The organism is Streptomyces sp. NPDC060205 (genome assembly GCF_042728395.1).
Taxonomy (GTDB): domain Bacteria; phylum Actinomycetota; class Actinomycetes; order Streptomycetales; family Streptomycetaceae; genus Streptomyces.
Map to the genome: position 1 here is coordinate 1 of NZ_JBHWZP010000153.1, position 22,311 is coordinate 22,311.

General features: G+C 72.9%; 19 protein-coding genes, 1 pseudogene and 1 riboswitch. Of the genes and pseudogenes, 7 read left to right on the plus strand and 13 right to left on the minus strand.

The annotated features are described in order from the left end of the window. Positions 1-45: 45 nt before the first annotated feature. From cobC to ACFWGJ_RS25080, 3 genes and pseudogenes are all read right to left on the minus strand, one after another. Positions 46-1,200: an Rv2231c family pyridoxal phosphate-dependent protein CobC gene (gene cobC, locus ACFWGJ_RS25070; RefSeq protein WP_387328475.1), complete on the minus strand. Its 1,155-nt coding sequence runs from the start codon at positions 1,198-1,200 to the stop codon at positions 46-48. After that, the gene (locus ACFWGJ_RS25075; protein ID WP_387328477.1) at positions 1,190-2,047 is read right to left on the minus strand and encodes a sirohydrochlorin chelatase; all 858 of its coding nucleotides are present in this window, start codon (positions 2,045-2,047) and stop codon (positions 1,190-1,192) included. The genes cobC and ACFWGJ_RS25075 overlap by 11 nt, the downstream gene beginning before the upstream one ends. Before the next feature lie 276 nt (positions 2,048-2,323). Continuing rightward, positions 2,324-2,728: pseudogene (locus ACFWGJ_RS25080) on the minus strand (cobalamin biosynthesis protein); the annotation flags it as partial. Between the two features lie 84 nt (positions 2,729-2,812). On the opposite strand from ACFWGJ_RS25080, the gene ACFWGJ_RS25085 reads away from it, so the two are divergent. Further along, positions 2,813-3,541, plus strand: a complete 729-nt coding sequence (locus ACFWGJ_RS25085; RefSeq protein WP_387328479.1) for a ZIP family metal transporter — start codon at positions 2,813-2,815, stop codon at positions 3,539-3,541. 29 nt (positions 3,542-3,570) lie between these two features. On the opposite strand, the gene ACFWGJ_RS25090 is transcribed toward ACFWGJ_RS25085, so the two are convergent. The 8 genes from ACFWGJ_RS25090 to ACFWGJ_RS25125 form a co-directional block, all read right to left on the minus strand. Then, entirely contained in the window at positions 3,571-5,148 is a 1,578-nt protein-coding gene (locus tag ACFWGJ_RS25090; protein WP_387328482.1) for a cobyrinate a,c-diamide synthase, read from the minus strand. Further along, the gene (gene cobO / locus ACFWGJ_RS25095) at positions 5,148-5,747 is read right to left on the minus strand and encodes a cob(I)yrinic acid a,c-diamide adenosyltransferase (RefSeq protein ID WP_387328485.1); all 600 of its coding nucleotides are present in this window, start codon (positions 5,745-5,747) and stop codon (positions 5,148-5,150) included. Before cobO ends, ACFWGJ_RS25090 begins: the two co-directional genes overlap by 1 nt. Then, positions 5,747-7,846, minus strand: a complete 2,100-nt coding sequence (locus ACFWGJ_RS25100; RefSeq protein ID WP_387328487.1) for a putative cobaltochelatase — start codon at positions 7,844-7,846, stop codon at positions 5,747-5,749. The genes cobO and ACFWGJ_RS25100 overlap by 1 nt, the downstream gene beginning before the upstream one ends. A 61-nt stretch (positions 7,847-7,907) precedes the next feature. Next, on the minus strand, positions 7,908-9,452 hold the full coding sequence (locus ACFWGJ_RS25105; RefSeq protein WP_387328489.1) for a cobyric acid synthase: 1,545 nt from the start codon (positions 9,450-9,452) through the stop codon (positions 7,908-7,910). After that, positions 9,449-10,411, minus strand: a complete 963-nt coding sequence (locus tag ACFWGJ_RS25110; protein ID WP_387328491.1) for a cobalamin biosynthesis protein — start codon at positions 10,409-10,411, stop codon at positions 9,449-9,451. The genes ACFWGJ_RS25105 and ACFWGJ_RS25110 overlap by 4 nt, the downstream gene beginning before the upstream one ends. A 114-nt stretch (positions 10,412-10,525) precedes the next feature. Then, positions 10,526-10,680, minus strand: a riboswitch (cobalamin riboswitch). Positions 10,681-11,060: 380 nt separating this feature from the next. Next, the gene (locus ACFWGJ_RS25115; RefSeq protein WP_210883848.1) at positions 11,061-11,282 is read right to left on the minus strand and encodes a hypothetical protein; all 222 of its coding nucleotides are present in this window, start codon (positions 11,280-11,282) and stop codon (positions 11,061-11,063) included. 12 nt (positions 11,283-11,294) lie between these two features. Then, entirely contained in the window at positions 11,295-12,530 is a 1,236-nt protein-coding gene (locus ACFWGJ_RS25120) for an anion permease (RefSeq protein WP_387328493.1), read from the minus strand. 197 nt (positions 12,531-12,727) lie between these two features. Next, positions 12,728-13,471 carry a lysozyme gene (locus tag ACFWGJ_RS25125; RefSeq protein WP_387328495.1) on the minus strand — a complete coding sequence of 248 codons (744 nt, stop codon included), beginning with the start codon at positions 13,469-13,471 and terminating at the stop codon, positions 12,728-12,730. A gap of 215 nt (positions 13,472-13,686) precedes the next feature. Between ACFWGJ_RS25125 and ACFWGJ_RS25130 the strand changes: the two genes are divergently transcribed. The 3 genes from ACFWGJ_RS25130 to ACFWGJ_RS25140 all read left to right on the plus strand — a co-directional run bounded on the left by ACFWGJ_RS25130 (position 13,687) and on the right by ACFWGJ_RS25140 (position 17,226). Further along, positions 13,687-14,394, plus strand: a complete 708-nt coding sequence (locus ACFWGJ_RS25130; protein ID WP_387328497.1) for a class II aldolase/adducin family protein — start codon at positions 13,687-13,689, stop codon at positions 14,392-14,394. Between the two features lie 82 nt (positions 14,395-14,476). Then, the gene (locus ACFWGJ_RS25135) at positions 14,477-15,613 is read left to right on the plus strand and encodes an alpha/beta hydrolase (protein ID WP_387328500.1); all 1,137 of its coding nucleotides are present in this window, start codon (positions 14,477-14,479) and stop codon (positions 15,611-15,613) included. A 158-nt stretch (positions 15,614-15,771) separates the two neighbouring features. Further along, positions 15,772-17,226, plus strand: coding sequence for a hypothetical protein (locus ACFWGJ_RS25140; RefSeq protein WP_387328503.1), 1,455 nt, complete (start codon positions 15,772-15,774; stop codon positions 17,224-17,226). 97 nt (positions 17,227-17,323) lie between these two features. Here the strand turns inward: ACFWGJ_RS25140 and ACFWGJ_RS25145 are convergent, their stop codons facing one another. Both ACFWGJ_RS25145 and ACFWGJ_RS25150 read right to left on the minus strand, forming a co-directional pair. Further along, positions 17,324-17,737, minus strand: a complete 414-nt coding sequence (locus ACFWGJ_RS25145) for a VOC family protein (protein WP_381833085.1) — start codon at positions 17,735-17,737, stop codon at positions 17,324-17,326. Between the two features lie 163 nt (positions 17,738-17,900). Beyond that, positions 17,901-18,791 carry a neutral zinc metallopeptidase gene (locus tag ACFWGJ_RS25150; RefSeq protein ID WP_381833087.1) on the minus strand — a complete coding sequence of 297 codons (891 nt, stop codon included), beginning with the start codon at positions 18,789-18,791 and terminating at the stop codon, positions 17,901-17,903. Between the two features lie 276 nt (positions 18,792-19,067). On the opposite strand from ACFWGJ_RS25150, the gene ACFWGJ_RS25155 reads away from it, so the two are divergent. The 3 genes from ACFWGJ_RS25155 (at position 19,068) to ACFWGJ_RS25165 (ending at position 22,178) form a co-directional block, all read left to right on the plus strand. Beyond that, the gene (locus tag ACFWGJ_RS25155; RefSeq protein ID WP_387328505.1) at positions 19,068-20,666 is read left to right on the plus strand and encodes an ABC-F family ATP-binding cassette domain-containing protein; all 1,599 of its coding nucleotides are present in this window, start codon (positions 19,068-19,070) and stop codon (positions 20,664-20,666) included. A 365-nt stretch (positions 20,667-21,031) separates the two neighbouring features. Continuing rightward, entirely contained in the window at positions 21,032-21,253 is a 222-nt protein-coding gene (locus ACFWGJ_RS25160; RefSeq protein ID WP_006143370.1) for a helix-turn-helix domain-containing protein, read from the plus strand. 133 nt (positions 21,254-21,386) lie between these two features. Beyond that, positions 21,387-22,178 carry an enoyl-CoA hydratase/isomerase family protein gene (locus tag ACFWGJ_RS25165; RefSeq protein ID WP_387328509.1) on the plus strand — a complete coding sequence of 264 codons (792 nt, stop codon included), beginning with the start codon at positions 21,387-21,389 and terminating at the stop codon, positions 22,176-22,178. Positions 22,179-22,311: the final 133 nt, after the last annotated feature.

Consider the following 22,311-nt stretch of genomic DNA (forward strand, 5'->3'; position numbering starts at 1 on the left):
GCCCACCGGCCCAAGCCCCGCAGGGGCCCGCAGGCCCCACGCCGCTCAGCCCGGGCCCCCGGACCCGGCGGTCAAGCTCAGCGCCTGGTCCAGCGCCTGCAAGAAGCGATTGACCGTCGGGCGGTCACGGACCGCCAGTCGTAGCCACGTGCCGTCAAGGCCAGGAAACGTGTCCCCTCGCCGCACCGCGAACCCCAGCCGCCGCAACCGCTCCCGCACAGCCCCCGCCCCCGGCAGTGACACGAGGACGAACGGCCCCTCCGCCGGCTCCGCCACCCGCACCCCGTCGGACGCGAACTCCTGCAGCCCGGCGACCAGATGGGCCCGGTCCGTGGCCACCCGCAGAGCCGCCCGCGCCTGCTCGGCCAGCGCCTCCGGCGTCATACAGGCCTCGGCCGCGGCCAGGGCGGGCGTGGACACCGGCCACAGCGGCTGCCCCCGTTCGAGTTCACAGATCGTCTCGGGCGCCGCGAGCACGTACCCGATCCGCAGTCCCGCCAGCCCCCACGTCTTCGTGAGGCTGCGCAGCACCACGAGCCCCGGCACGTCCGTCCGCTCCGCGAGCGCCTCCCGTTCGTCGGGCACCGCGTCCATGAACGCCTCGTCGACCACCAACGTCCGCCCGGGACAGGCGAGTTGAGCGATCAGCCCGGCCGGGTGGAGCACGGACGTGGGATTGGTCGGGTTGCCGATCACGACGAGATCCGCGTCCTCGGGAACGGCCGCCGGGTCGAGCCGGAACCCCTCCTCGGGGCGCAGGAGCACCCGGTCCACCGTGTGCCCCGCGTCCCGCAGCGCCGCCTCCGGTTCCGTGAACTGCGGGTGCACGACGACAGGGTGACGGACCTTCAGCGTGCGGGCGAGCAGCACGAAGGCCTCGGCGGCCCCGGCCGTGAGCAGCACTCGTTCGACGGGCAGCCCGTGCCGTGCGGCCACCGCCGCCCGCGCGGCCCGCCCGTCCGGGTAGGCGGCGAGCCCGCCCAGCGACTCGGCGATACGGCCGCGCAGCCAGTCGGGGGGAGTGCCGGCGCGGACGTTCACCGCGAGGTCGACGAGCGCCGAGCCGTCGTCGCGTACCTCGGCGTCACCGTGATGCCGCAGATCATGGCCATTCCCCTGACCCGGACCCGGACCCCGGCCACCGGCGCCCCGGGACGCGGAACCGTCTCTCCCGTCCCGCCCGTCGCTGTCAGTACGCATGAGAGGAAGCGTGGGCGTGGTCATGGCCGCGGTGGAGGCCGCTGTCGTGGGGCCTGTGGCCTTCGACGCCGGGCCGCGTCTCCCGGTAGCGCTCCATCACCAGGTCGAGCAGTTCGGGCTCCGGCCCGATGACGTCGGCGGCGACCACCTCGACCTCCGGGCGCGCCGCCGCCCACCCCTCGCTCTGCTGCCGGATCCGCTCCGGGAGCGTGCCGTTGAACAGGAAGTAGGGGAGCACGACGATCCGCCGCGCGCCGAGCCGCACACAGCGTTCCAGGCCCGACGGCACGTCCGGCGCGGCCAGCGACACGAACGCCGTCTCCACACCCGCGTAACCGCGCCCCTCCCACAGCAGCCGCGCCGCCTTGTGCACCTCCGCGTTGGCCTCCGGGTCGGTCGAGCCGCGGCCGACGAGCAGCACGGTCACCCCGGCCCGGTCCTGGGGCGTGCGCACCGGCCCGCCCAGGGCGTCGTCGAGCCGCCGCTCCAGCACGGCGAGCAGCGCGGGGTGCGGGCCCAGCGGACGCCCGTACGCGTACGAGGTGCCGGGGTGGCGTGCCTGCTCTCGGGCGAGCGCGGCCGGGAGGTCGCCCTCGGCGGGCCCGCCGGACACGAGCGTCAGCGGGACCGCGGCGAACCGGCGCACCCCCTGGGCGGCCAGTTCCGCCACCGCGTCGGCGAGCGGTGGCGGGGAGAGCCCGATGAAACCGCCCGCCACGGGCAGGCCGGGGTTGCGCCGGCCCAGCTCCCGTACGAAGTCGCGGAACGCCTCGGCTCCGGAATCGTCCCGGGTGCCATGGCCGGCGAGGAGCAGGGCTGGAGCGGGAGGGGGAGAGGGGGTGGTCACGAGGTCTCCTGAGGATACGGAACGGTGTGGGGGGACAGGGAGGGCCGACAGGGCGGACGCCGACCGCGGGCAGGACAGGGCACGGCGGGTGCCTGACGTGCCCGGGGCGCCTGACGGGCCCGACTGGTCTGGTGGCTCACTGGGGCTCCTCCTGCCGACGGTGGCCGCGCTGCGCCACCCTACGACCGCGGGCCCCACGGGTCGCCGTCCCGCCCCCACTCATCTCGGGCACCCCGGCCGCCCGGTCCCGGCTCCGGCGTCCACACCGGCCCGGGGCCCGACCTCCGGGAACCGCCCGTCCCCGGTCCGGCGTACGACCGCGCAGGTCGCTCTCGCCGGGCGCGCGGAGGACGTGCGCTTGGGCACCAGGAGCTCCCCGCCCCGGGCGAGGGCCGCGGCCTCGGCGACGGAGGGCGTACCGACGGCGGCGAGCGGCGCGGCCGAGGGGTTCGGCACGTCGACGCGCGCCAGTTCCGCGGCGCTGTACGTCACCACGGGCACCCCGAGCCGCTCGGCCGCACCGAGAATCCCGGGTTCGCCCGCCTTCGTGTCGACGGTGGCGAGTTCGACGACCGACCGCGGGGACAGCCCGGCGTCCCGCAGCGCGTCCTCGACCAGCCCGAGTATTTCGTCGACCGGTACGCCCCTGGACGCGCCCACGCCGACGACGAGGGACGGCGGTCCTGCCAAAAGCCGTGCAAGCCGGTCGGCATCCGGAGTGCGGCGAACGTGCGTGAAGGCGGGTTGATCGGATAGCAAGGGCGTATGGCGGTGTTCGTCGCGCTCGGCGCGTTCCTCATGACGCTGGCCGGCGGCTGGACGGCGCAACGCGTCACCGACCGCCGCCACCTCGTACTCGGCCTGGCCGGCGGCCTGATGCTGGGCGTGGTCGGCCTGGATCTGCTGCCGGAGGCGCTGGAAGCGGCGGGCGAGGAGATCTTCGGCGTCCCGGCCGCGCTGCTGCTGTTCGTGGCCGGTTTCCTCGGCGCCCACATGGTGGAACGGCTCCTCGCCGTGCGCCAGGCCTCGCACGGGGGCGGCGAACACGACGGGCGGACGCCCCAGGTGGGCCTGACCGCCGCCGCCGCGATGGTCGGCCACAGCGCCATGGACGGCGTGGCGATCGGCGCGGCCTTCCAGGTGGGCGGCGGCATGGGAGCGGCCGTGGCGGTCGCGGTGATCGCCCATGACTTCGCGGACGGCTTCAACACGTACACGATCACGACCCTGTACGGGAACGCCCGGCGCAAGGCGGTCGCGATGCTCGTGGCGGACGCCGCGGCCCCCGTGCTCGGCGCGGCCTCCACGATGCTGTTCACCATTCCGGGGCATCTGCTCGGGGGATACCTCGGCTTCTTCGGCGGCGCGCTCCTCTACCTCGCCGCCGCCGAGATCCTCCCCGAGGCCCACCATGACCACCCGGCCCGCTCCACCCTGCTGTGCACGCTCGCCGGGGTGACCTTCATCTGGCTGGTCGTCGGCATCGCGGAGTGAGCCACGAGGGACCGCCCCCCGAGCCGATCTCATGCCCCGGAACCTCTGGCACTCCCAACATCCCCGGCACCCTCCGCACACCTCTCCACGAAGCGCCGGGCGACCCCGGGAGCGGACGCCCAGTGCGTGTGCAGATAGCTCGCGTGCACGCCCTGCTGCACGAAGCCCTCCAACCGCCGTACCGGAGTACGCATCCCCCAGGCGGCGGCGGATCCCGCCCCCGGCTCGACGACGGTCCGGTGGAACTCGTGCCCCCGCATCCGCGTGCCCGCCTCGGCCAGCGAACTGTCGGACACCGCGACGGCATCGCGGTACCCGAGCGTCAGCCGCGCGTCCATCCTGGCCTCGGCGTCGATGACCCCGCACATCGGCAGCCCGTCGAGCTCACGGGAGAGATAGAGCAGCCCCGCACACTCGGCCGCGATCGGCGCCCCGCTCTCGGCGAGCGCGGCGACGGCCTTGCGCAGCGGCTCGTTGGCGGACAGCTCCGGCCCGAACACCTCGGGAAACCCGCCCCCGAGAACCAGCCCGCGGGTCCCGTCCGGCAGTTGCTCGTCCCGCAACGGATCGAACGTGACGACCTCGGCCCCGGCGGCAGCCAGCAACTCGCCCTGCTCGGCATAGGAGAACGTGAAGGCAGACCCCCCGGCAACGGCGACGACCGGGGCACCTTTCAGCCCGTCCGGCGCCTTCCCTCCCAGCCCGTCCGGCGTTTGAGGACGAGCGCGAAGCGCGACATGGGGGGCGAGGGGGCGCAGCCCCCCTGAGTGGTCGGGAACGGGAAGGGGCGGCGGGGGCGAGAAACGCAGCACCTCACCCGCATCCCAGGCCACCCCCGACAACGGGCCCGCACTGCGCGCGAGCGCGAACAACGCCTCCAGATCACACCCGTCCCGCACCCGCGCCCCCATCGCCGCGACAGCGGCAACCGCCTCGGCCCGCCGCTCGGCGACAGGCACGAGCCCAAGGTGCCGGGACGGCGTCCCCACCTCCTCGGCCCGCCGCAGAGCACCCAGCACCGGCACCCCGGACTGGTCCATCGCCTCGCGCAGCAACGCCTCGTGCCGGTCGGAGGCGACCTTGTTGAGGATCACCCCGCCGATCCGCACCCCGGCGTCCCAGGAGGCGAACCCGTGCACGAGCGCGGCCACCGACCGGGACTGCGAGGACGCGTCCACGACCAGCACCACGGGCGCCCGCAGCAGCTTCGCCACATGGGCGGTGGAGGCCAGCTCCCCTTCCCCGGAGGCCCCGTCGAACAGCCCCATCACGCCTTCGACCACGGCGAGATCGCAGCCGCGCGCGCCATGGGCGAACAGCGGCGCGATCAACTCAGGCCCGCACATGTAGGAGTCGAGGTTGCGCCCCACGCGCCCGCTGGCGAGCGAGTGGTACCCGGGATCGATGTAGTCCGGCCCCACCTTGTGCGGGGACACGGCGAGCCCCCGCGAGGCGAACGCGGCCATCAGCCCCGTCGCCACGGTGGTCTTGCCGCTCCCGGAGGCGGGCGCGGCGACGACCAGCCGCGGGACGGATCCGGAGCCGTACCCGGAGCCGGAGCCGGAGCCGTACCCGGAGCCGGACCCGGGCCCGGTGGCGGAGGACATCACCACTCGATGCCCCTCTGCCCCTTCTGACCGGCGTCCATCGGATGCTTCACCTTGGACATGTCGGTCACCAGATCGGCGAACCCGACCAGCTTCTCGGGGGCGTTGCGCCCGGTGATGACGACGTGCTGGGTCCCGGTCCGGCCCCGCAGCACCTCCACCACCTCGTCGACGTCGACCCAGCCCCAGTGCATCGGGTAGGCGAACTCGTCGAGCACGTACAGCTTGTACGTCTCGGCCGCGAGGTCGCGCTTGACCTGCTCCCAGCCCTCGCGGGCCTTCTCCTCGTTGTCCTGCTGGGCGTCGCGCTGCACCCACGACCAGCCCTCGCCCATCTTGTGCCAGTCGACGGACCCGCCCTCACCGCTGGCGCCGAGGACGCGCAGCGCGTTCTCCTCGCCGACCTTCCACTTCGCGGACTTGACGAACTGGAACACCCCGATGGGCCACCCCTGGTTCCAGGCGCGCAGCGCGAGCCCGAAGGCGGCGGTGGACTTTCCCTTGCCCATCCCGGTGTGCACCATGACGAGCGCCCGGTTCCGTCGCTGACGCGTCGTCAGTCCGTCGTCCGGTACGACACTCGGCTGTCCCTGAGGCATTACGCGGCCCTCCTGCTGTTGCCCTGGCTGTTGCCTCGGCTGCTGCCCTGCACGTCCCTGACCAGGCCGGCGATCGAGTCGGCCCGCAGCTCGTCGAGCGTCACGGCGGTCCCGCCGAGGTCGCCCGCGAGCTGCCCCGCGAGTCCGAGCCGTACGAGCCCCGACTCGCAGTCGACGACGACGGACGCGATCCCCTCGGCGGCGAACAGCCGGGCGGCCCGCCCGGCCAGCGCCACCGGTTCCGGCCCGCCGGTCGCCCGCCCGTCCGTCACCAGCACGACCAGCGCGCGCCGGGCCGGGTCCCGCAACCGCTCCACCCGCAGCACGTCGTGCGCGCGCAGCAGCCCGGCCGCCAGCGGCGTACGCCCGCCGGTGGGCAGCGACTCCAGCCGCACCGCCGCCGCGTCGACCGACGACGTGGGCGGCAGCGCCACCTCGGCCGCGGAACCGCGGAAGGTCACGAGCCCCACCTTGTCCCGCCGCTGGTAGGCGTCGAGGAGCAGGGACAGCACCGCTCCCTTCACGGCGCTCATCCGCTGCCGGGCCGCCATCGACCCGGACGCGTCCACGACGAACAGCACGAGGTTGCCCTCGCGGCCCTCACGGGTGGCCTGCCGCAGATCGTCCCGCCGTACGACGAGACCGGGCCCGGACCGTCCGCGCGCCCGCTGATGCGGTGCCGCGGCCTGCACGGTCGCGGCCAGATGCAGCTTGGTGAGCGCCCCGCGCGGCCGGCGCGCCCCGGTGGTGCGCCCGTGCTCGGTCCGCGCCCGCGAGCGCCGCCCGGCGGCCCCCTCGCCCAGGCCGGGCACGCTCAGCACCTTCGTACGGAACGGCTCGGCGGCCCGTACGGGGGACTGCTCGCCCGCACCGGGGGACGGCGCCCCGCCGCCCCCGGACTCGTTCGCGGGAGCCTCGCCCTGCGCGGGCACCTCCCCGGAACCGTCGGGGCTGTCACCGCCACCGCCGTCGTCGGGCCCGTCCTGCGGAGGCCGCCCGCCACCCCCACCGGGACCGTCCGGATCTGGGTCCTCATCACCGGAGTCGCCGGAGTCGCCGGGATCGGAGTCCCCCAGGCCGTCCTCGTCGCCCGCGAACTCCTCCAGCGTCTCGTCGAGTTTGTCCTCGTCGAGGCCGGGCGCGTCGAAGGGGTTGCGCCGGCGCCGGTGCGGCAGCGCGAGGAGCGCGGCCTGCCGTACGTCCTCGGCGAGCACGTCGGTCCGCCCCGCCCAGGCGGCCAGCGCGGTGGCGGTCCTGGCCATCACGATGTCGGCCCGCATGCCGTCCACCTCGAACGCGGCGCAGGTCGCGGCGATCTGCCGCAGCGCGCCGTCGCCGAGCCGCACCGACGGCAGCAGCTCCCGCGCGGCCACGATCCGCGCCCGTACGGCGGACTCCTCGTCGGACCAGCGCGCCGCGAACCCCTCCGGGTCGTCGTCGTACGCGAGCCGCCGCCGTACGACCTTCACCCGCTGGTCCGGCTCGCGCGAGGCGGCGACCTCGACGGTCAGCCCGAACCGGTCGAGCAACTGCGGCCGCAGCTCGCCCTCTTCGGGGTTCATGGTCCCCACGAGCAGGAACCGCGCGGCATGCCGTACGGAGACGCCCTCGCGCTCCACGTACGAGGCACCCATCGCCGCCGCGTCGAGCAGCAGGTCGACCAGGTGGTCGTGGAGGAGGTTGACCTCGTCCACGTACAGGAGTCCGCGGTGGGCGTCGGCCAGCAGGCCGGGCTCGAAGGCCTTCACGCCCTCCGCGAGGGCCCGTTCGATGTCGAGCGCGCCGACGAGACGGTCCTCCGAGGCGCCGACGGGCAGTTCGACCATCCGCGCGGGACGCGGCACACCCGGGCCCACCTCGTGGGGGCCGTCCGGGCAGGCCGGATCGGGGGCGTGTGGCGCGCAGGAGAAACGGCAGCCGGGGACGACGTCGACCTGCGGCATGAGCGCCGAGAGGGCGCGTACGGCCGTGGACTTGGCGGTGCCCTTCTCGCCGCGGACGAGCACACCGCCCACCGCGGGGGAGACGGCGTTCAGCAGCAGTGCCAGGCGCAGGTCGTCCTGACCGACCACGGCCGTGAACGGAAACGGGGTACTCACTGGTTGTCGTCCTCCCAATAGCCCATACGGACTTCGTGGTCCAGGCGGCCTTCGCACACGCTCATACGGGCGCTCCCGGTGGAATGAAGGGCAGTCCGGCCGGTGCGCCGGACTCGATGAGCCGCCACAGCGCGTCCGTGTCCGCGTGTTCCTCGATCAGATCGCCCAGCCGGTCGAGCTGTTCCTCGCGCAGCCCCTCGAACGAGGTGTCCGGGGCCGGTACGAAGCGCCGGCCCGCCGCGGCGGCCACCTCGCGCAGGAAGGCACGCCGGAAGCCGTCCGACTCCAGTGAGCCGTGCCAGTGCGTCCCCCAGACCTCGCCGACCCGGCAGCCGTCCAGGAAGGCCTCCCCGCCGGTGACCCGGGCGACCCCGTGATGGATCTCGTACCCCTGGACGGGTTCGCCGAGCGCCTCGCCGACGGGCCGCGTCAGGGTCTTCTCGCGCGCGAACCGGACGCGTACGGGCAGGAGTCCGAGGCCGTCGACGGCGCCGGCCCTCGACTCGACCTCGTCCTCGATGTGTTCGCCGAGGAGCTGGAAGCCGCCGCAGATGCCCAGCACCGGGCGCCCCTCGGCGGCCCTGCGCACCAGGGCGTCCGCGAGGCCGCGCCGCCGCAGCCACTCCAGGGCCCGGACCGTGCCGCGGGTGCCGGGTACGACGACCAGGTCGGCGTCGACGAGTTCCTCGGCGCGGTCCACGAACCGCACGACGACGCCCGGTTCGGCGGCCAGGGCGTCCAGGTCCGTGAAGTTGGACATCAGGGGGATCGCGCAGACGGCGACCCGCAGGATGTCCTCGCCGACGGGGGAGGAGACCTCGGACTCGCGCACCGCCCCCCGCAGGGACACCCGGAGCCCGTCCTCCTCGTCGATGCCGAGCCCGTGCCGGAAGGGCAGGATGCCGTAGGTGTGCCGCCCGGTGAGCCCGCGCAGCATGTCGACGCCGGGCTCCAGCAGCGAGACGTCCCCGCGGAACTTGTTGACGAGGAACCCGGCGACCAGCTCCTGGTCCTCGCGCGCCAGCAGCGCCACCGTCCCGAAGAACGAGGCGAACACCCCGCCGCGGTCGATGTCCCCCACCACGAGCACGGGCAGCCGCGCATTGCGCGCGATCCCCATGTTCACGATGTCGGTGCGCCGCAGATTGATCTCGGCGGGACTGCCCGCCCCCTCACAGATCACCGCGTCATACGTGCCCCGCAACTCGGCCAGACAGTCCAGCACGGTCCCGAGCAGCGCCTCCTGGCGTCCGCCGTGATAGCCGCGCGCGCTCAGCTCGCCCACCGGCTTGCCCATCAGGACGACCTGGCTACTGCGGTCGCTGCCCGGCTTGAGCAGGACGGGGTTCATGAGCACGGAGGGCTCCACCCGGGCCGCCTGCGCCTGCATGGCCTGCGCCCGCCCGATCTCGGCGCCCTCGCGGGTGACGAACGAGTTCAACGACATGTTCTGCGCCTTGAACGGCGCCACCTTCACACCCTGCCGCACCAGCCACCGGCAGATCCCGGCGGTCACGACGCTCTTGCCCGCGTCGGAGGTCGTACCGGCGACGAGCAGCCCGCCCCCCGGCCGGCCGCCCGGCCTCCCGCCCGTTCCCCCGCTCATGACGTACGCCCCTTCGCCCTCGGCACCAACGACGTGGCCAGCAGCCGCCCGGCGACACTCGCGCCCAGCGCGAGCAGGCTCACGCGGCGCGAGAGCCGGACGGCCCGCTCGATGTCCCCGACCTCCACGGCCCGACCCGGCCCGTTGAGCACGGGCCGGTGCTCGACCCGTCCCGCGTACGAGAGCGTGCCGCCGAGCCGGACCCCGAGCGCCCCCGCGAACGAGGCCTCCACCGGCCCGGCGTTGGGGCTCGGATGCCTGGCGGCGTCGGCGCGCCAGGCGGTGACGGCCCCGCGTGGATTCCCCCCGGCGACGGCGGCGAGGACCGCGGTCAGCCGGGCCCCGGGCCACCCCGCCACGTCGTCGAGCCGGGCGGACGCCCACCCGTACCGACGGTGACGGGGCGACTTGTGGCCGACCATGGCGTCCAGCGTGTTGACGGCCCGGAATCCGACCAGACCTGGCACGCCCGCGACCGCGCCCCACACCAGGGCGCCCACGACGGCGTCGGAGGTGTTCTCGGCGACCGACTCGACCACCGCGCGGGCGATTCCGTCGGCGTCCAGTGCCTGCGGGTCGCGCCCGCACAGATGCGGCAGCCGCTCCCGGGCCACCTCGATGTCCCCGGCGGCCAGCGCCCCGCCGACGGCCCGTGCCTCACGGCCGAGGGAGGTCCCGCCCACGACGGCCCAGGTGGCGGCGGCGGTCAGGGCGACGGAGGCGACGGGGGAGGTCCGCACGGAACGCCCGGCGAGCACGGCGAGGGCGACGGCGCCGCCCGCGCACACGGCGGTGTGCAGCGCCCCCCAGCCTCGGTGGTCGTGCCACAGGGCCCGCTCGACGGCTCCCGCGGCCCGGCCGAACGCGGCGACCGGATGCCCTCGGCGGGGATCGCCGAGCAGCAGGTCACCGAGGAGGCCGGCGGCGGCGCCGTACGCGAAGACGCGCTCGGCTCGCATCGGTTCAGCCCGCCGTTGCACGAGGCGGAAGCCCGGTACCGGGCCCGGGCACACTGGTCCACGACAGGTGGGCGCGCATGGCGATATGTCCTCACTCAGGGTGTCCACGCCCTGGTTCGACGAGACCGACGGCGAGAGTTCCTGGCTCCCGGGGAGATCGATTCCCCGGTAACAGTGGCGGGACCGCGCCGGATTCGCACCGGCTTCCTCTTCTGCCGACGTACATGGCCTCGGAAGTCCACCACGGTCCGAGAACACCCGTCAACTTGCTGTTGACCTGCGACGGGAGAGTGTGCCGAGACCCACATCGGCCGACGGGCCCTCCTCGCGGACCGGCTGCCGCGGACGCCGAACCACCCGCCCCGGAGGCGCTCCCACCCCACCCTTGCGATCACTGTGCGTGACATGCGATGACAGATCCTGAGGGGGCAGCGGGTTCCTGATCGGGGACCTGGTGACCGGGAAGCGGTACGCGGCCGTGCTGCCCGCGGCCGGGGCCCTCGCCGCCGTGCTGCGCAGGCCGGGACTCGTTCGACGTCCCCCGGGCGCGGACATGCGACCGCCCTGCCAAAACCGCGGCTGACGCGGCCCCGACAGGGCGGAGGCGGACGGTGGCACTCCGGGCGTATCGCCCGGCGGCCGTGGGCGGTCAGGCGACGATCAGATAGATCCCGTACGCCACGGCCGCCGCACACGCGGCGAAGCACGCGTACGCGCCGGTGACCGCGAGGGTCGCGGAGCCCCCCTGCGCCGCGGCCGTCTCGCGCTTGGTGAGGCCGACGATGCCGAGGGTGAAGAGGCCCACGAGGGCGACGGTGGCGATGAGGCTGACTCCGAACACGGAGCCGAGGGCTGCCCAGTCGATCTTCATGCGGTTCGTTCCTTACACCGTGGCCGGGCGGGCGGGCTCGACGTCCGGGCCCGGGATGGTGGTCTTGAGGTCGTCGGCCGCGGCGACCGGACCGGCGGGCGGCGGGGTGACGGCGGCGATCGCGGTGGTCACGACGCCCGCGGGCTCGTGGTCGTCGTTCACGTTGTCGACGGTGACGGGCTGGCGGCGGGAGAGCGTCCAGATGACCGCGGAGCCTGCGATCAGCAGCGCGCCGGTGAGGATGATGCCCCAGGTGCCCTGCTTGGTCAGGAACTCGGCGCCCGCGCCGACCAGTCCGGCGGCGGGGAGCGTGAGGCCCCAGGCGACGAACATGCGGGTCGCGGTCGACCAGCGGACGACACCGCCCTTGCGGCCCAGGCCCGAACCCATCACGGCGCCGGAGCAGGACTGCGTGGTCGAGAGGGAGAAGCCGAGGTGCGAGGAGGCCAGGATGACCGTCGCGGCGCTGGTCTGGGCGGCGAAGCCCTGCGGCGGCGCGAGGTCGGTGAGGCCCTTGCCCATGGTGCGGATGATGCGCCAGCCGCCCAGGTAGGTGCCGAGCGCGATGGCGATACCGGCCGAGACGATGACCCACAGGGGAGGGTTCGAGCCGGGCGCGATCACTCCGCCGGTGACCAGGGCCAGGGTGATGATGCCCATGGTCTTCTGCGCGTCGTTCGTGCCGTGGGCCAGGGAGACCAGGCCCGCCGAGGTGATCTGACCCGCGCGGTAGCCCTTGGAGGTCGCCTTCTCACCGGCCTGCCTGCTGATCCGGTACGTCAGCCGGGTGGCGAGCATCGCGGCGAGTCCGGCCACCACGGGGGCGGCCACCGCGGGGAGGAGGACCTTGGTGATCACGGTCGAGCCGTTCACCGAGGACCAGCCCGCCGACATCACCGCGGCGCCGATCAGGCCGCCGAAGAGCGCGTGGGACGAACTGGAGGGCAGACCCAGGAGCCAGGTCAGCAGATTCCAGAGGATGGCGCCGACGAGCGCCGCGAAGATCACTTCGGTGCGGATGCCCTCTTCGTTGATGAGGCCTCCGGAGATCGTCTTGGCGACCTCCACGGAGAGGAACGCACCGACGAGATTCAGCACGGCGGACATGGCCACCGCCGTCTTGGGCTTGAGAGCGCCGGTCGAGATGGTCGTCGCCATCGCGTTGGCAGTGTCGTGGAAACCGTTCGTGAAATCGAACACGAGAGCGGTAACGATCACGATTCCGAGGAGGAGCGTGATGTGTTCCATTTACCCAGGCTTCTGTTGGACGACAGTGGCACGGGGACCGTAAGCAACCTGGGTGAACGGAAGATGAACTGAGTCGGACGATGGGGTGACCCAATCGAGGTGCCGCCCCTCCGCTTGTGTCGAAGTGGCGGCGACAGCTCTCGAAAGTTCTGGAAAGTCCTCGAACAGAGGCGGAATCCAGGGGTCCGCTACCCGGCTCACCCCCTGGCGAAGGTCTTCAGCTGGGAGAGCGAACCGTTGAAGAGATTCTGGTCACCCGGGAGGCCGCCCTTGTTGTCGTACTGCCAGAACGTCCAGAAGTTCCAGCCCGCGGGCAGCGACCCCGCGCTCGCGCTGTAGCGGGCCAGCCACAGCGGATGGTTCGAGGCGAACGCGGCGCTGTTGCCCGTGCACGTCTTCCACCAGGTGTAGTTGGTGTAGATGACGGGCCGGCGGCCGGTCTGCCGCTTCACCTCGTTGCTGAAGGCCCTGATCCAGCCGACCATCCCGCTCTTGCTCAGCCCGTAGCACTTCTTCTTCTTGTCGTACGGGTTGTACTCGATGTCGAGCGCGGGCGGCAGCGTCCAGCCGTCCGCCCGCCAGCCGCCGCCGTTGCGCAGGAAGTACGCGGCCTGCTTGGTGCCCGACGACTTCTGCGGCAGCGCGAAGTGGTACGCGCCGCGGATGATGCCGGCGTCGCGCGCGCCGTCGTACTGCTGGGCGAAGTACGGGTTGCGGTACGTGTGCGACTCGGTGGCCTTCACGTAGACGAATTTCGCGCCTTTGCTCTTCGCGCTCGACCAGTTCACGTTCTTCTGGTGCGAGGAGACGTCGTGCCCCTTGGGCTTGCCGGCGGCCGTGGCCGGCACCTCGACGAGTGCGGTGCCCCCGAGCGCCAGCGTCGCCACGGAGGCGGCGACGAGACGGGCGCGCTGACGGGACGATGTGCGATCACTGGCCATGTTTCCCCCCGGAATGGCGACAATCGTGAAAAATCTTCCAGAGATTACTGGAAGATCCCTCGCGGTTCGTCGCGAGCCGGTCATTTGCTCCGGCGGTCGATTAATACCTGTTATTACCTTTCGGACGTTCGGGTTCCGGCCTACAGTGCCCTCGCCCGAACGGAGCAGGGACCGGGCGGGACCGGGCGGGGCCGGGCGGCTGGCAGGATCACGGCATGGCTGAGCAGCGGCGGGACGCAGGAGACGGACGGGACACCGGGGAGACGGCCGCGCGCCGGCCCGGAAAGGCGCTGGAGCGCGCCTGGCGCGACCTCGTGGCCACGGCCCGCCGAACGGTGTCCGACGGCCTGGTCGTCGGCACCTCGGGCAACGTCTCCGTGCGCGTGGGCGACACCGTCCTGGTCACGCCGACCGGGGTGCCGTACGACCGGCTGACGCCCGAGCACGTCTGCGGGGTGTCCCTGGACGGGCGGCGCGTGCTCGGTTCACTCGTTCCGACCAGCGAACTGCCCATGCATCTGGCCGTCTACCGCTCCACGGACGCGCGCGCCGTCGTGCACACCCACGCCGTGCACGCCACGGCCGTCTCGACGCTCGTCACCGAGCTGCCCCTCGTCCACTACATGTCCGCCGCCCTCGGCGGGCCCGTCCGGGTCGCGCGCTACGCCACCTACGGCACGGAGAAGTTGGCTGAGAACATGCTCAGGGCCCTGCGGGACCGCACGGCCTGCCTCCTGCAGAACCACGGCACCCTCGCCTACGGCGCCACCCTCGACCAGGCCTACGACCGCACCGCCCAGCTCGAATGGATGTGCCGCGTGTGGCTCACGGCGTCGTCCGTCCCCGGCCGCACGCCCACCCTGCTGACCGAGGAACAGGTGGCGTCCGCGGGCGAGCGGCTCAAGGGGTACGGCCAGCCCTGACACGCTCTTCCCCGCCGGTACGGGACTCACCCGTGCCGCCCGTCCACTGGCCGACAGCGGGCTCGATCAGGAGACTGGACCCGTGCGTACCGTGAAGCCGACGACGGCAGCCCTGACCACCGCCCTCACCGTGGCCGTGGCCGGCGCGGCCGGAATCGCCGCCGGCCGCTTCGCCAGCGACGCCGCGCTCAAGGCGACGCCGGGCCGGCCGCTGCCCACCGAGCCCCGACTGACCGTGCACGCCACGGCCGCGGGCCAGATCGCCCTGACCCGTGCCCTCGCCTCCCGGCGCCCGGGCGTGTACGGCCTGACCGGCCACGACAGCCACGCCGTCGTCGGCCCGCTCCTGGCCGGGGCAGCGCACACCGCCGACACGGTGGTACGCCGTCTGGAGCGCGTCACCCACGGCACGCTGGAACCCGGCGACAAGGTGCGGTTCACCCCCGGCGTGCACGTCGGCGACCCGGGCACCGCCCTCGGCCTGCCCTTCACCGACGTGGACGTCCCCGGCGAGCTGGGCACCCTGCCCGCCTGGTTCGTGCCCGCCGCCCGGGACACCTGGGTGATCACCGTGCACGGCCTCGGCACCACCCGCGAACACCCCATGAACGTCCTGGAGTTCCTGCACCACCAGCAGTTCCCCGTCCTCGGCCTCGCCTACCGCGGGGACGCCGGCGCACCGCGGCCCCCGGACGGCCTGAACCATCTCGGCGAGACCGAGTGGCGCGACCTGGACGCCGCCATCCGCTTCGCCGTGCGCTACGGCGCCGAACGGGTCGTCCTGCACGGCTGGTCGACCGGCGCCACCATGGCGCTGCGCGCCGCCGAGCACTCCGCGCTGCGCGAGCGGATCTCCGGGCTCGTCCTGGACTCCCCGGTCCTCGACTGGGAGGCCACCCTGCGCGCCCTCGCCACCGCCCGCCGCACCCCCGGCGCCCTGCTGCCGCTGGCCGTCCGCGCCGCCCAGGGCCGCACGGGCCTGGGCAGCGCCCGTGTCGAGGGCTCCGCCGGCCCGGTACGGCTCACGGTGCCCACGCTCGTCCTGCACGGCCCCGACGACACCGTCGCCCCCTGGGGACTCTCGCGCCGCCTCGCGGACCGCCGCCCCGACCTCGTCACCCTGCACACGGTCCACGACGCCCCGCACGGCGCCATGTGGAACGCCGACCCGGCCGGTTACGAAGAGGCCCTCCGCCGCTTCCTCACCCCACTGATGTAGCCACCCTCCGGCCCGGGGTCGCGAAGCTTCCGTTTAACCGTCTACCAGTGGCCGAAATCCACTCACATCCCCTGCCGGGACCGGTGCGCGGCCCGCCTGTGTGGCCTCCTGTGGCATTCCGTTTGGGTTTTCGGACCGTCAACCGGAAGACTGCCCCCGTGACGTCCCGTATCCCGCGCGACTCCAGGCTCCGACTCGTCCGCCCGCGAACCCTGGCCGCCGCCCCCCGAGCGATGACCCAGAGGCCCGCCCGCCGACCTGCCCCCCGCCCACCGGAGGGCACACCGGCACCGGCGGAACTCGCCCGCATGGCGCGCGCCGTGCTCGCCGGCGCGGCCCGGGTCGCCCACTGGGCCGACGCCACCCTGGGCCCCGCTCCCGGTCCCCGCCGGGACCGGGACGGCACGGCCTCCGACAGCGATGCGGCGGCGAACGGCGACTCCGGAGGAAAAGGCACACTCTCCGACGCGATCGCGCAACAAGCCGCCACCAGTCTGTCCCTGACCCCGGATCAAGTACGGGCCGACTGGGACATCGCACGGCTCGCCGGCCTGATCGAGGTGCACGGTGACACCGCGCGCCCCGGCTGGCGCCTGCGCGCCTGGAACCGCGACGACAGCGCCGTACTGCGCGGCTGGGTCGCCTTCTTCGACGCCTGGTCGATCGCCCACCCCGGCCCCGACGAACACGAGCCCTCCACCGTCGCCGAGGTCGTCTCCGCGATGCCGCAGGTCCTCTCCTTCCTCCAGCTGTCCGCCGGCCCCGTCCCCGTCCCGCAACTCCTCGACCTGCTGGAGCAGCGCGTCACGGAACTACGCACCGAGCGCTGCGAGATCCCGTACGGCCCGCAGCCCGAGCCCGTCGACAGCTCGGAGAGCCCGGCCGAGGACACCCCGCTCGCCCCCCTGCTCGACTGGGCGCTGCACGCCCTGGCCGCCGTCGGCGCCCTCACCTGCGCCGACGGCCAGGCCACGCTCACCCCGCTCGGCAGCTGGGCGGTGTGGGTCAAGCTGGAGCAGATCTGCGTGGCCGCGCAGAGCCCCGCCGGGAACATCGAGCAGGGCGCCGAGGACATGCTCCGCGGCTGCGCCCAGCTCAGACCCAACGCGGCCCGTGCCGAGTACCGCGCCTGGCTCGCCGCCCGCCCCGTCGGCAGCGCCGTCACCGAGCTCCTCGCCGCCGCCCGCGGTGAGGACGCCCTGTCGCGCGGGCTGGCCTTCGAAGCCCTGCGCGTGGTCGGCGCCCCCGCCGAGCCGGACGTCCGCGCGGTGGCCGACGAGACCCCCCTGCGCCCGTACGCCCTGCTGTGGCTCGCCGAGCACGACGGACACGACCCCGAGGACGCCCACCTGGTGCTCACCCGCGAGGAGGCCACCTGGCTGTGGGTGGACACCGCCGCGGCCGTCGCCGACCACGGCGAGGCCCCGCTCCTCGTACGGCACCTGGAGTCCGCGGTGCAGCCGACGGTGCCGGCGCTCCTCGCCGAGGTGCGCGCCGTCGGGCATCCCCGCACCGTGCAGGTGCTGGTCGCGCTCGCGGCCGCGCACCCCGACCCCGCGCTGGCGAAGGCCGTGCGCCGTGCGGCCTTCCAAGTGCACACCGGGGAGCACTAGGCGCCCCGCCGGAGGCCGGTTCGTTGTCTGCGGGTGCGTGGGGGCCGGGCGCGCAGTTCCCGCGTCCCCACTAGGGCGCCGGGGGCTGGGGGCCGGCTCAGACCCTCGTCTCCGGGGCGTACGTGCCGAAGCTCCAGATGTTGCCCTCGACGTCCCGGGCCATGTAGTCCCGTGAGCCGTAGTCCTGGTCCGTCGGGGGCATCAGGATCTCCGCCCCGTGGTCCACGGCCCGCTGGTGGTGTGCGTCCACGTCGTCCACGACGACGTACACCCCGGTGGGGCCCGCGCTCTTCATGGCCTCGTCGAAGCGGCTGCCGGTGCCCTTGGAACCCAGCATCACCGCGCCGTTGCCCTGCACCAGCTCGGCGTGCACCACCTTGCCCTCCTCGTCCTCGTACACCGACGCCTCGGTGAAGCCGAAGGCCTCCGAGAGCTGCCTGATCGCGGATTTCGCGTCCGCGTACAGCAGCGTCGGGCAGATGCTCGGGCGCCCGCTGTCCGTACCGGCCATGCCGATCACTCCTTCCGGTCCCCGCTGTCCTGCCCCACCGCTGGGACAGCACCTGAATGTGACCTGCCCCACAGTCTGGCACCCGGCACTGACAACGCCCCGCGAACGACCGGCGAACGCCCCGCGAACGCCAGACGCGTGGCCGGGAACGCCCCCCGAGTACTCAGCGGAAGGTGTCGCAGCGGCCCATGTCACCGGTGCGGTAGCCCTGCTGGAACCACTGCTGCCGCTGCGCGGCCGACCCGTGCGTCCAGGACTCCGGTGTCACCCGACCCTGGAACCGTTCCTGGATCCGGTCGTCGCCCACGGCCGCCGCCGCGTCCATTCCGTCGCTGATGTCGGCCTGCGTGAGGCTGGTGATCAGCGGCCGGCCCGTCGACTCGTCCTTCGTGGTCGTCGCGTGGTGCGCCCACACACCCGCGTAGCAGTCGGCCTGCAGCTCGACCCGTACCGCGTTGCTGTTCGCGCCGGTACGCCCGTCCTGGGAACGGCCCAGGGTGCCCATCAGGTCCTGCACGTGGTGCCCGTACTCGTGCGCCACCACGTACGCCTGCGCGAAGGGCCCGCCGCTGGAGCCGAACTTGGTCCGCAGCTCCTCGAAGAAGCCCAGGTCCAGATAGACCTTGCGGTCACCCGGGCAGTAGAAGGGCCCGACCGCCGAGGTCGCCGTCCCGCAGGCCGTACCGACCCGGTCGCTGAAGAAGACGGTCGGCGACCGCGTGTACGTACCGCCGCGGCGCTCGAACTCATGGGCCCAGAAGTCCTGGACGCTGTTGACCACCGCCACGATGCGGCAGTCGTCCTTGGTGTTCGCGTCCCGTCCGGTACGGCAGGTCTGCTGGACCTGGGCGAGGGACGAGGCGCTCGCGTCGGGTTCCTCGTCCCCGGAGGACAGGCCCAGCTGGTCCGGCCCGACACCGAGGAACAGGCCCAGCAGGAGGGCGATCAGACCGGCGACGCCACCGCCCACGGTGGCCCTGCCGCCGGGGATCCGGCTGCCGCGCACGTCCTGCACCTCGGAGGTGTCCAGGCCGGCGTCGTCGTCGAACTGCATGGGCGCTCCACCCTCCGCGGATGTCGTTCCCCCCGGCGCCATCCTCGCCCGCTCCCCGCGGCGCGGCGCCGGGCGGCGGACCGAACGGGGGACGAAAGAGGGCGCGGCACGGCCCGCCACGGGGCAATGAGCGTCACACCCCCGAACACCCGCACACAGAAAAAGTGGTTGCATCGCCCCGTTAGACTTGGCCCATGGCCATTCTCCTCGTGCATTAGACGGCGTGAACGCCCTCAGCCGCCCGCCCCGTCAACCACCCTGCCCAGGAGTCTGTCCGTGATTTCCGCTTCCGGTATCGAACTGCGTGCCGGCGCCCGCATGCTCATCGAGTCCGCCACCTTCCGCATCACCAAGGGCGACCGCATCGGCCTGGTCGGCCGCAACGGCGCGGGCAAGACCACGCTCACCAAGGTCCTCGCAGGTGAGGGCACCCCCGCCGCGGGCACCGTCGCCCGCTCCGGAGAGGTCGGCTACCTCCCGCAGGACCCGCGCACCGGCGACCTCGACATGCTGGCCGGCGACCGCGTCCTGTCCGCGCGCGGCCTGGACACCCTGATCCGCAAGATGCGCGAGAACGAACAGCGCATCGCGAACGGCTCGGGCGCCACCCGCGAGAAGGCCATGCGGCAGTACGAGCGCCAGGAGACGGAGTTCCTCACCAAGGGCGGGTACGCCGCCGAGGCCGAGGCCGCCACCATCGCCGCCGCGCTCAACCTCCCCGACCGGGTGCTCGGCCAGCCCCTCCATACGCTCTCCGGCGGTCAGCGCCGCCGTATCGAGCTGGCCCGCATCCTCTTCTCGGACGCGGACACCCTGCTCCTCGACGAGCCCACGAACCACCTCGACGCCGACTCCATCGTCTGGCTGCGCGACTACCTCAAGACGTACCGCGGCGGCTTCATCGTGATCTCCCACGACGTCGACCTCGTCGAGACGGTCGTCAACAAGGTGTTCTACCTCGACGCCAACCGCGCCCAGATCGACGTCTACAACATGGGCTGGAAGCTCTACCAGCAGCAGCGCGAGGCCGACGAGAAGCGCCGCAAGCGCGAGCGGCAGAACGCCGAGAAGAAGGCCACCGCCCTGCACTCGCAGGCCGACAAGATGCGCGCCAAGGCCACCAAGACCGTCGCCGCGCAGAACATGGCCAAGCGGGCCGACAAGCTCCTCGCGGGCCTGGAGGCGGAGCGGAAGTCCGACAAGGTCGCCAAGCTGCGCTTCCCCGACCCCTCGCCCTGCGGCAAGACCCCGCTGATGGCGGAGGGCCTGTCCAAGTCGTACGGCTCCCTGGAGATCTTCACCGACGTCAACCTCGCCATCGACAAGGGCTCCCGCGTCGTCATCCTCGGCCTGAACGGCGCCGGCAAGACGACCCTGCTGCGCCTCCTCGGCGGCGCGGAGAAGCCCGACACCGGCGAGGTCATCGAGGGCCACGGCCTCAAGCTCGGCTACTACGCGCAGGAGCACGAGACCCTCGACCCGCAGCGCACGGTCCTGGAGAACATGCGCTCCGCGGCCCCCGACCTCGACCTCGTCCAGGTCCGCAAGACGCTCGGCTCGTTCCTGTTCTCCGGGGACGACGTCGACAAGCCCGCCTCCGTCCTCTCCGGCGGAGAGAAGACCCGTCTGGCGCTCGCCACCCTCGTGGTGTCGTCCGCGAACGTCCTGCTCCTCGACGAGCCGACGAACAACCTCGACCCCGCGAGCCGCGAGGAGATCCTCGGCGCGCTGCGCACGTACAAGGGCGCCGTCGTCCTCGTCACCCACGACGAGGGGGCCGTCCAGGCGCTCCAGCCGGAACGGATCATCCTGCTGCCCGACGGCGTCGAGGACCTGTGGGGTGCCGACTACGCGGACCTGGTCGCCCTCGCCTGAGCGGCACGAGGTATTTGATCGTTTAACTGATCAACTCGCTGATCCACTTCGTATGGATCATTCGGCCGAGCCGTGATCCATCATCTGAGTGAGATCTCCTCGTACCGAGGTGTGTCCTACACGCATTTCCCGGCCGGGCCCTTCGTCACCGAAGGCCCGGCCGTCGCGCGCCGCTGACCTGGACCTTCTTCCGTGAATTCATTCGGCGGCCCGGACGGGAAGCCGATGGAATGCGGAATTCCGCTCATGGTGACGGGCTTCCACACCGCAAGCTCGTCCCATCGACCTTGCCGAATGGGTGGCCAGGACGCTCATGAGGGGTGATCATGAGAAGTCCAGAGCGCACTTCCGCTGAGGAGGCACGGGTGGCCGAGACTCTGAAGAAGGGCAGCCGGGTAACCGGCGCCGCGCGCGACAAGCTCGCGGCAGACCTGAAGAAGAAGTACGACTCCGGTGCGAGCATTCGGGCACTGGCCGAGGAGACCGGCCGCTCGTATGGCTTCGTGCACCGGATGCTGAGTGAGTCGGGCGTCACGCTCCGTGGGCGTGGCGGAGCGACGCGGGGCAAGAAGTCCGCGTCGGCCTGACGCCGGACGGCTCCTCGTTCTCCGATGGTGGCCACCCGGTCGGTCCCTTGACCGCCCGGGTGGTTACTGTGCAGTCACTTAAGGGTGTGCCCGTACGGCACCCCCGCTGACCGCACCCATCGGAGGCGCCCTCATGGCTTCGCTCGACTCGCTGCTCGACAAGGACGGCGTACGGCTCACCGTCGACGACGCGATCGCCACGGTGACGCTGACCAACCCGGCCAAGCGCAACGCGCAGAGCCCCGCTCTGTGGCGGGCGCTGGCCGAGGCCGGCCGGCTGCTGCCGGGCACCGTCCGGGTCGTCGTGCTGCGCGCCGAAGGCAAGTCCTTCTCCGCGGGGCTCGACCGGCAGGCGTTCACGCCCGAGGGCTTCGACGGCGAGCCGTCCTTCATCGATCTCGCACGCGGTTCCGACGCCGAACTCGACGCGGCCATCGCCGGGTACCAGGACGGGTTCACCTGGTGGCGGCGGAGCGACATCGTGTCCATCGCCGCCGTGCAGGGACACGCCATCGGCGCGGGCTTCCAGCTCGCGCTCGCCTGTGACCTGCGCGTCGTCGCCGACGACGTGCAGTTCGCCATGCGCGAGACCAGCCTCGGCCTCGTCCCCGACCTCACGGGTACGCATCCGCTGGTGGGGCTCGTCGGCTACGCCCGTGCGCTGGAGATCTGCGCGACGGGGCGGTTCGTGCAGGCGGAGGAGGCGCAGCGGTCCGGACTCGCGAACATCGCCGTGCCCGTCGATCAGCTCGACGACACGGTGAGCGAGCTGGCCGCGGCGCTGCTGGCTGCGCCGCGGGACGCCCTTGTCGAGACCAAGGTGCTGCTTCAGGGGGCGTCGGGGCGTACGTACGAGGAGCAGCGGGTCGCTGAGCGGGGGGCTCAGGGGCGGCGGCTGCGGGACCTCGCGGGTCTTGGCGACTGAGGTCGCCGGCTGTTTGAGCGCGGGTGCGTGGGGGTTTGTCGCGCCGTTCCCCGCGCCCCTTGCGGGGGTGGGGCCGCGGGTTGGGGGTGTGTGCCGGTTCGGTGGGGGCTTGTCGCGCCGTTCCCCGCGCCCC

What these genes read in the sequence shown, in the direction of transcription:
- cobC (WP_387328475.1), bottom strand. Translation starts at nt 1,200, where the DNA reads ATGCGTACTGACAGCGACGGGCGGGACGGGAGAGACGGTTCCGCGTCC.
- ACFWGJ_RS25085 (WP_387328479.1), top strand. Translation starts at nt 2,813, where the DNA reads ATGGCGGTGTTCGTCGCGCTCGGCGCGTTCCTCATGACGCTGGCCGGC.
- ACFWGJ_RS25090 (WP_387328482.1), bottom strand. Translation starts at nt 5,148, where the DNA reads ATGTCCTCCGCCACCGGGCCCGGGTCCGGCTCCGGGTACGGCTCCGGC.
- cobO (WP_387328485.1), bottom strand. Translation starts at nt 5,747, where the DNA reads ATGCCTCAGGGACAGCCGAGTGTCGTACCGGACGACGGACTGACGACG.
- ACFWGJ_RS25105 (WP_387328489.1), bottom strand. Translation starts at nt 9,452, where the DNA reads ATGAGCGGGGGAACGGGCGGGAGGCCGGGCGGCCGGCCGGGGGGCGGG.
- ACFWGJ_RS25110 (WP_387328491.1), bottom strand. Translation starts at nt 10,411, where the DNA reads ATGCGAGCCGAGCGCGTCTTCGCGTACGGCGCCGCCGCCGGCCTCCTC.
- ACFWGJ_RS25115 (WP_210883848.1), bottom strand. Translation starts at nt 11,282, where the DNA reads ATGAAGATCGACTGGGCAGCCCTCGGCTCCGTGTTCGGAGTCAGCCTC.
- ACFWGJ_RS25120 (WP_387328493.1), bottom strand. Translation starts at nt 12,530, where the DNA reads ATGGAACACATCACGCTCCTCCTCGGAATCGTGATCGTTACCGCTCTC.
- ACFWGJ_RS25125 (WP_387328495.1), bottom strand. Translation starts at nt 13,471, where the DNA reads ATGGCCAGTGATCGCACATCGTCCCGTCAGCGCGCCCGTCTCGTCGCC.
- ACFWGJ_RS25130 (WP_387328497.1), top strand. Translation starts at nt 13,687, where the DNA reads ATGGCTGAGCAGCGGCGGGACGCAGGAGACGGACGGGACACCGGGGAG.
- ACFWGJ_RS25145 (WP_381833085.1), bottom strand. Translation starts at nt 17,737, where the DNA reads ATGGCCGGTACGGACAGCGGGCGCCCGAGCATCTGCCCGACGCTGCTG.
- ACFWGJ_RS25150 (WP_381833087.1), bottom strand. Translation starts at nt 18,791, where the DNA reads ATGCAGTTCGACGACGACGCCGGCCTGGACACCTCCGAGGTGCAGGAC.
- ACFWGJ_RS25165 (WP_387328509.1), top strand. Translation starts at nt 21,387, where the DNA reads ATGGCTTCGCTCGACTCGCTGCTCGACAAGGACGGCGTACGGCTCACC.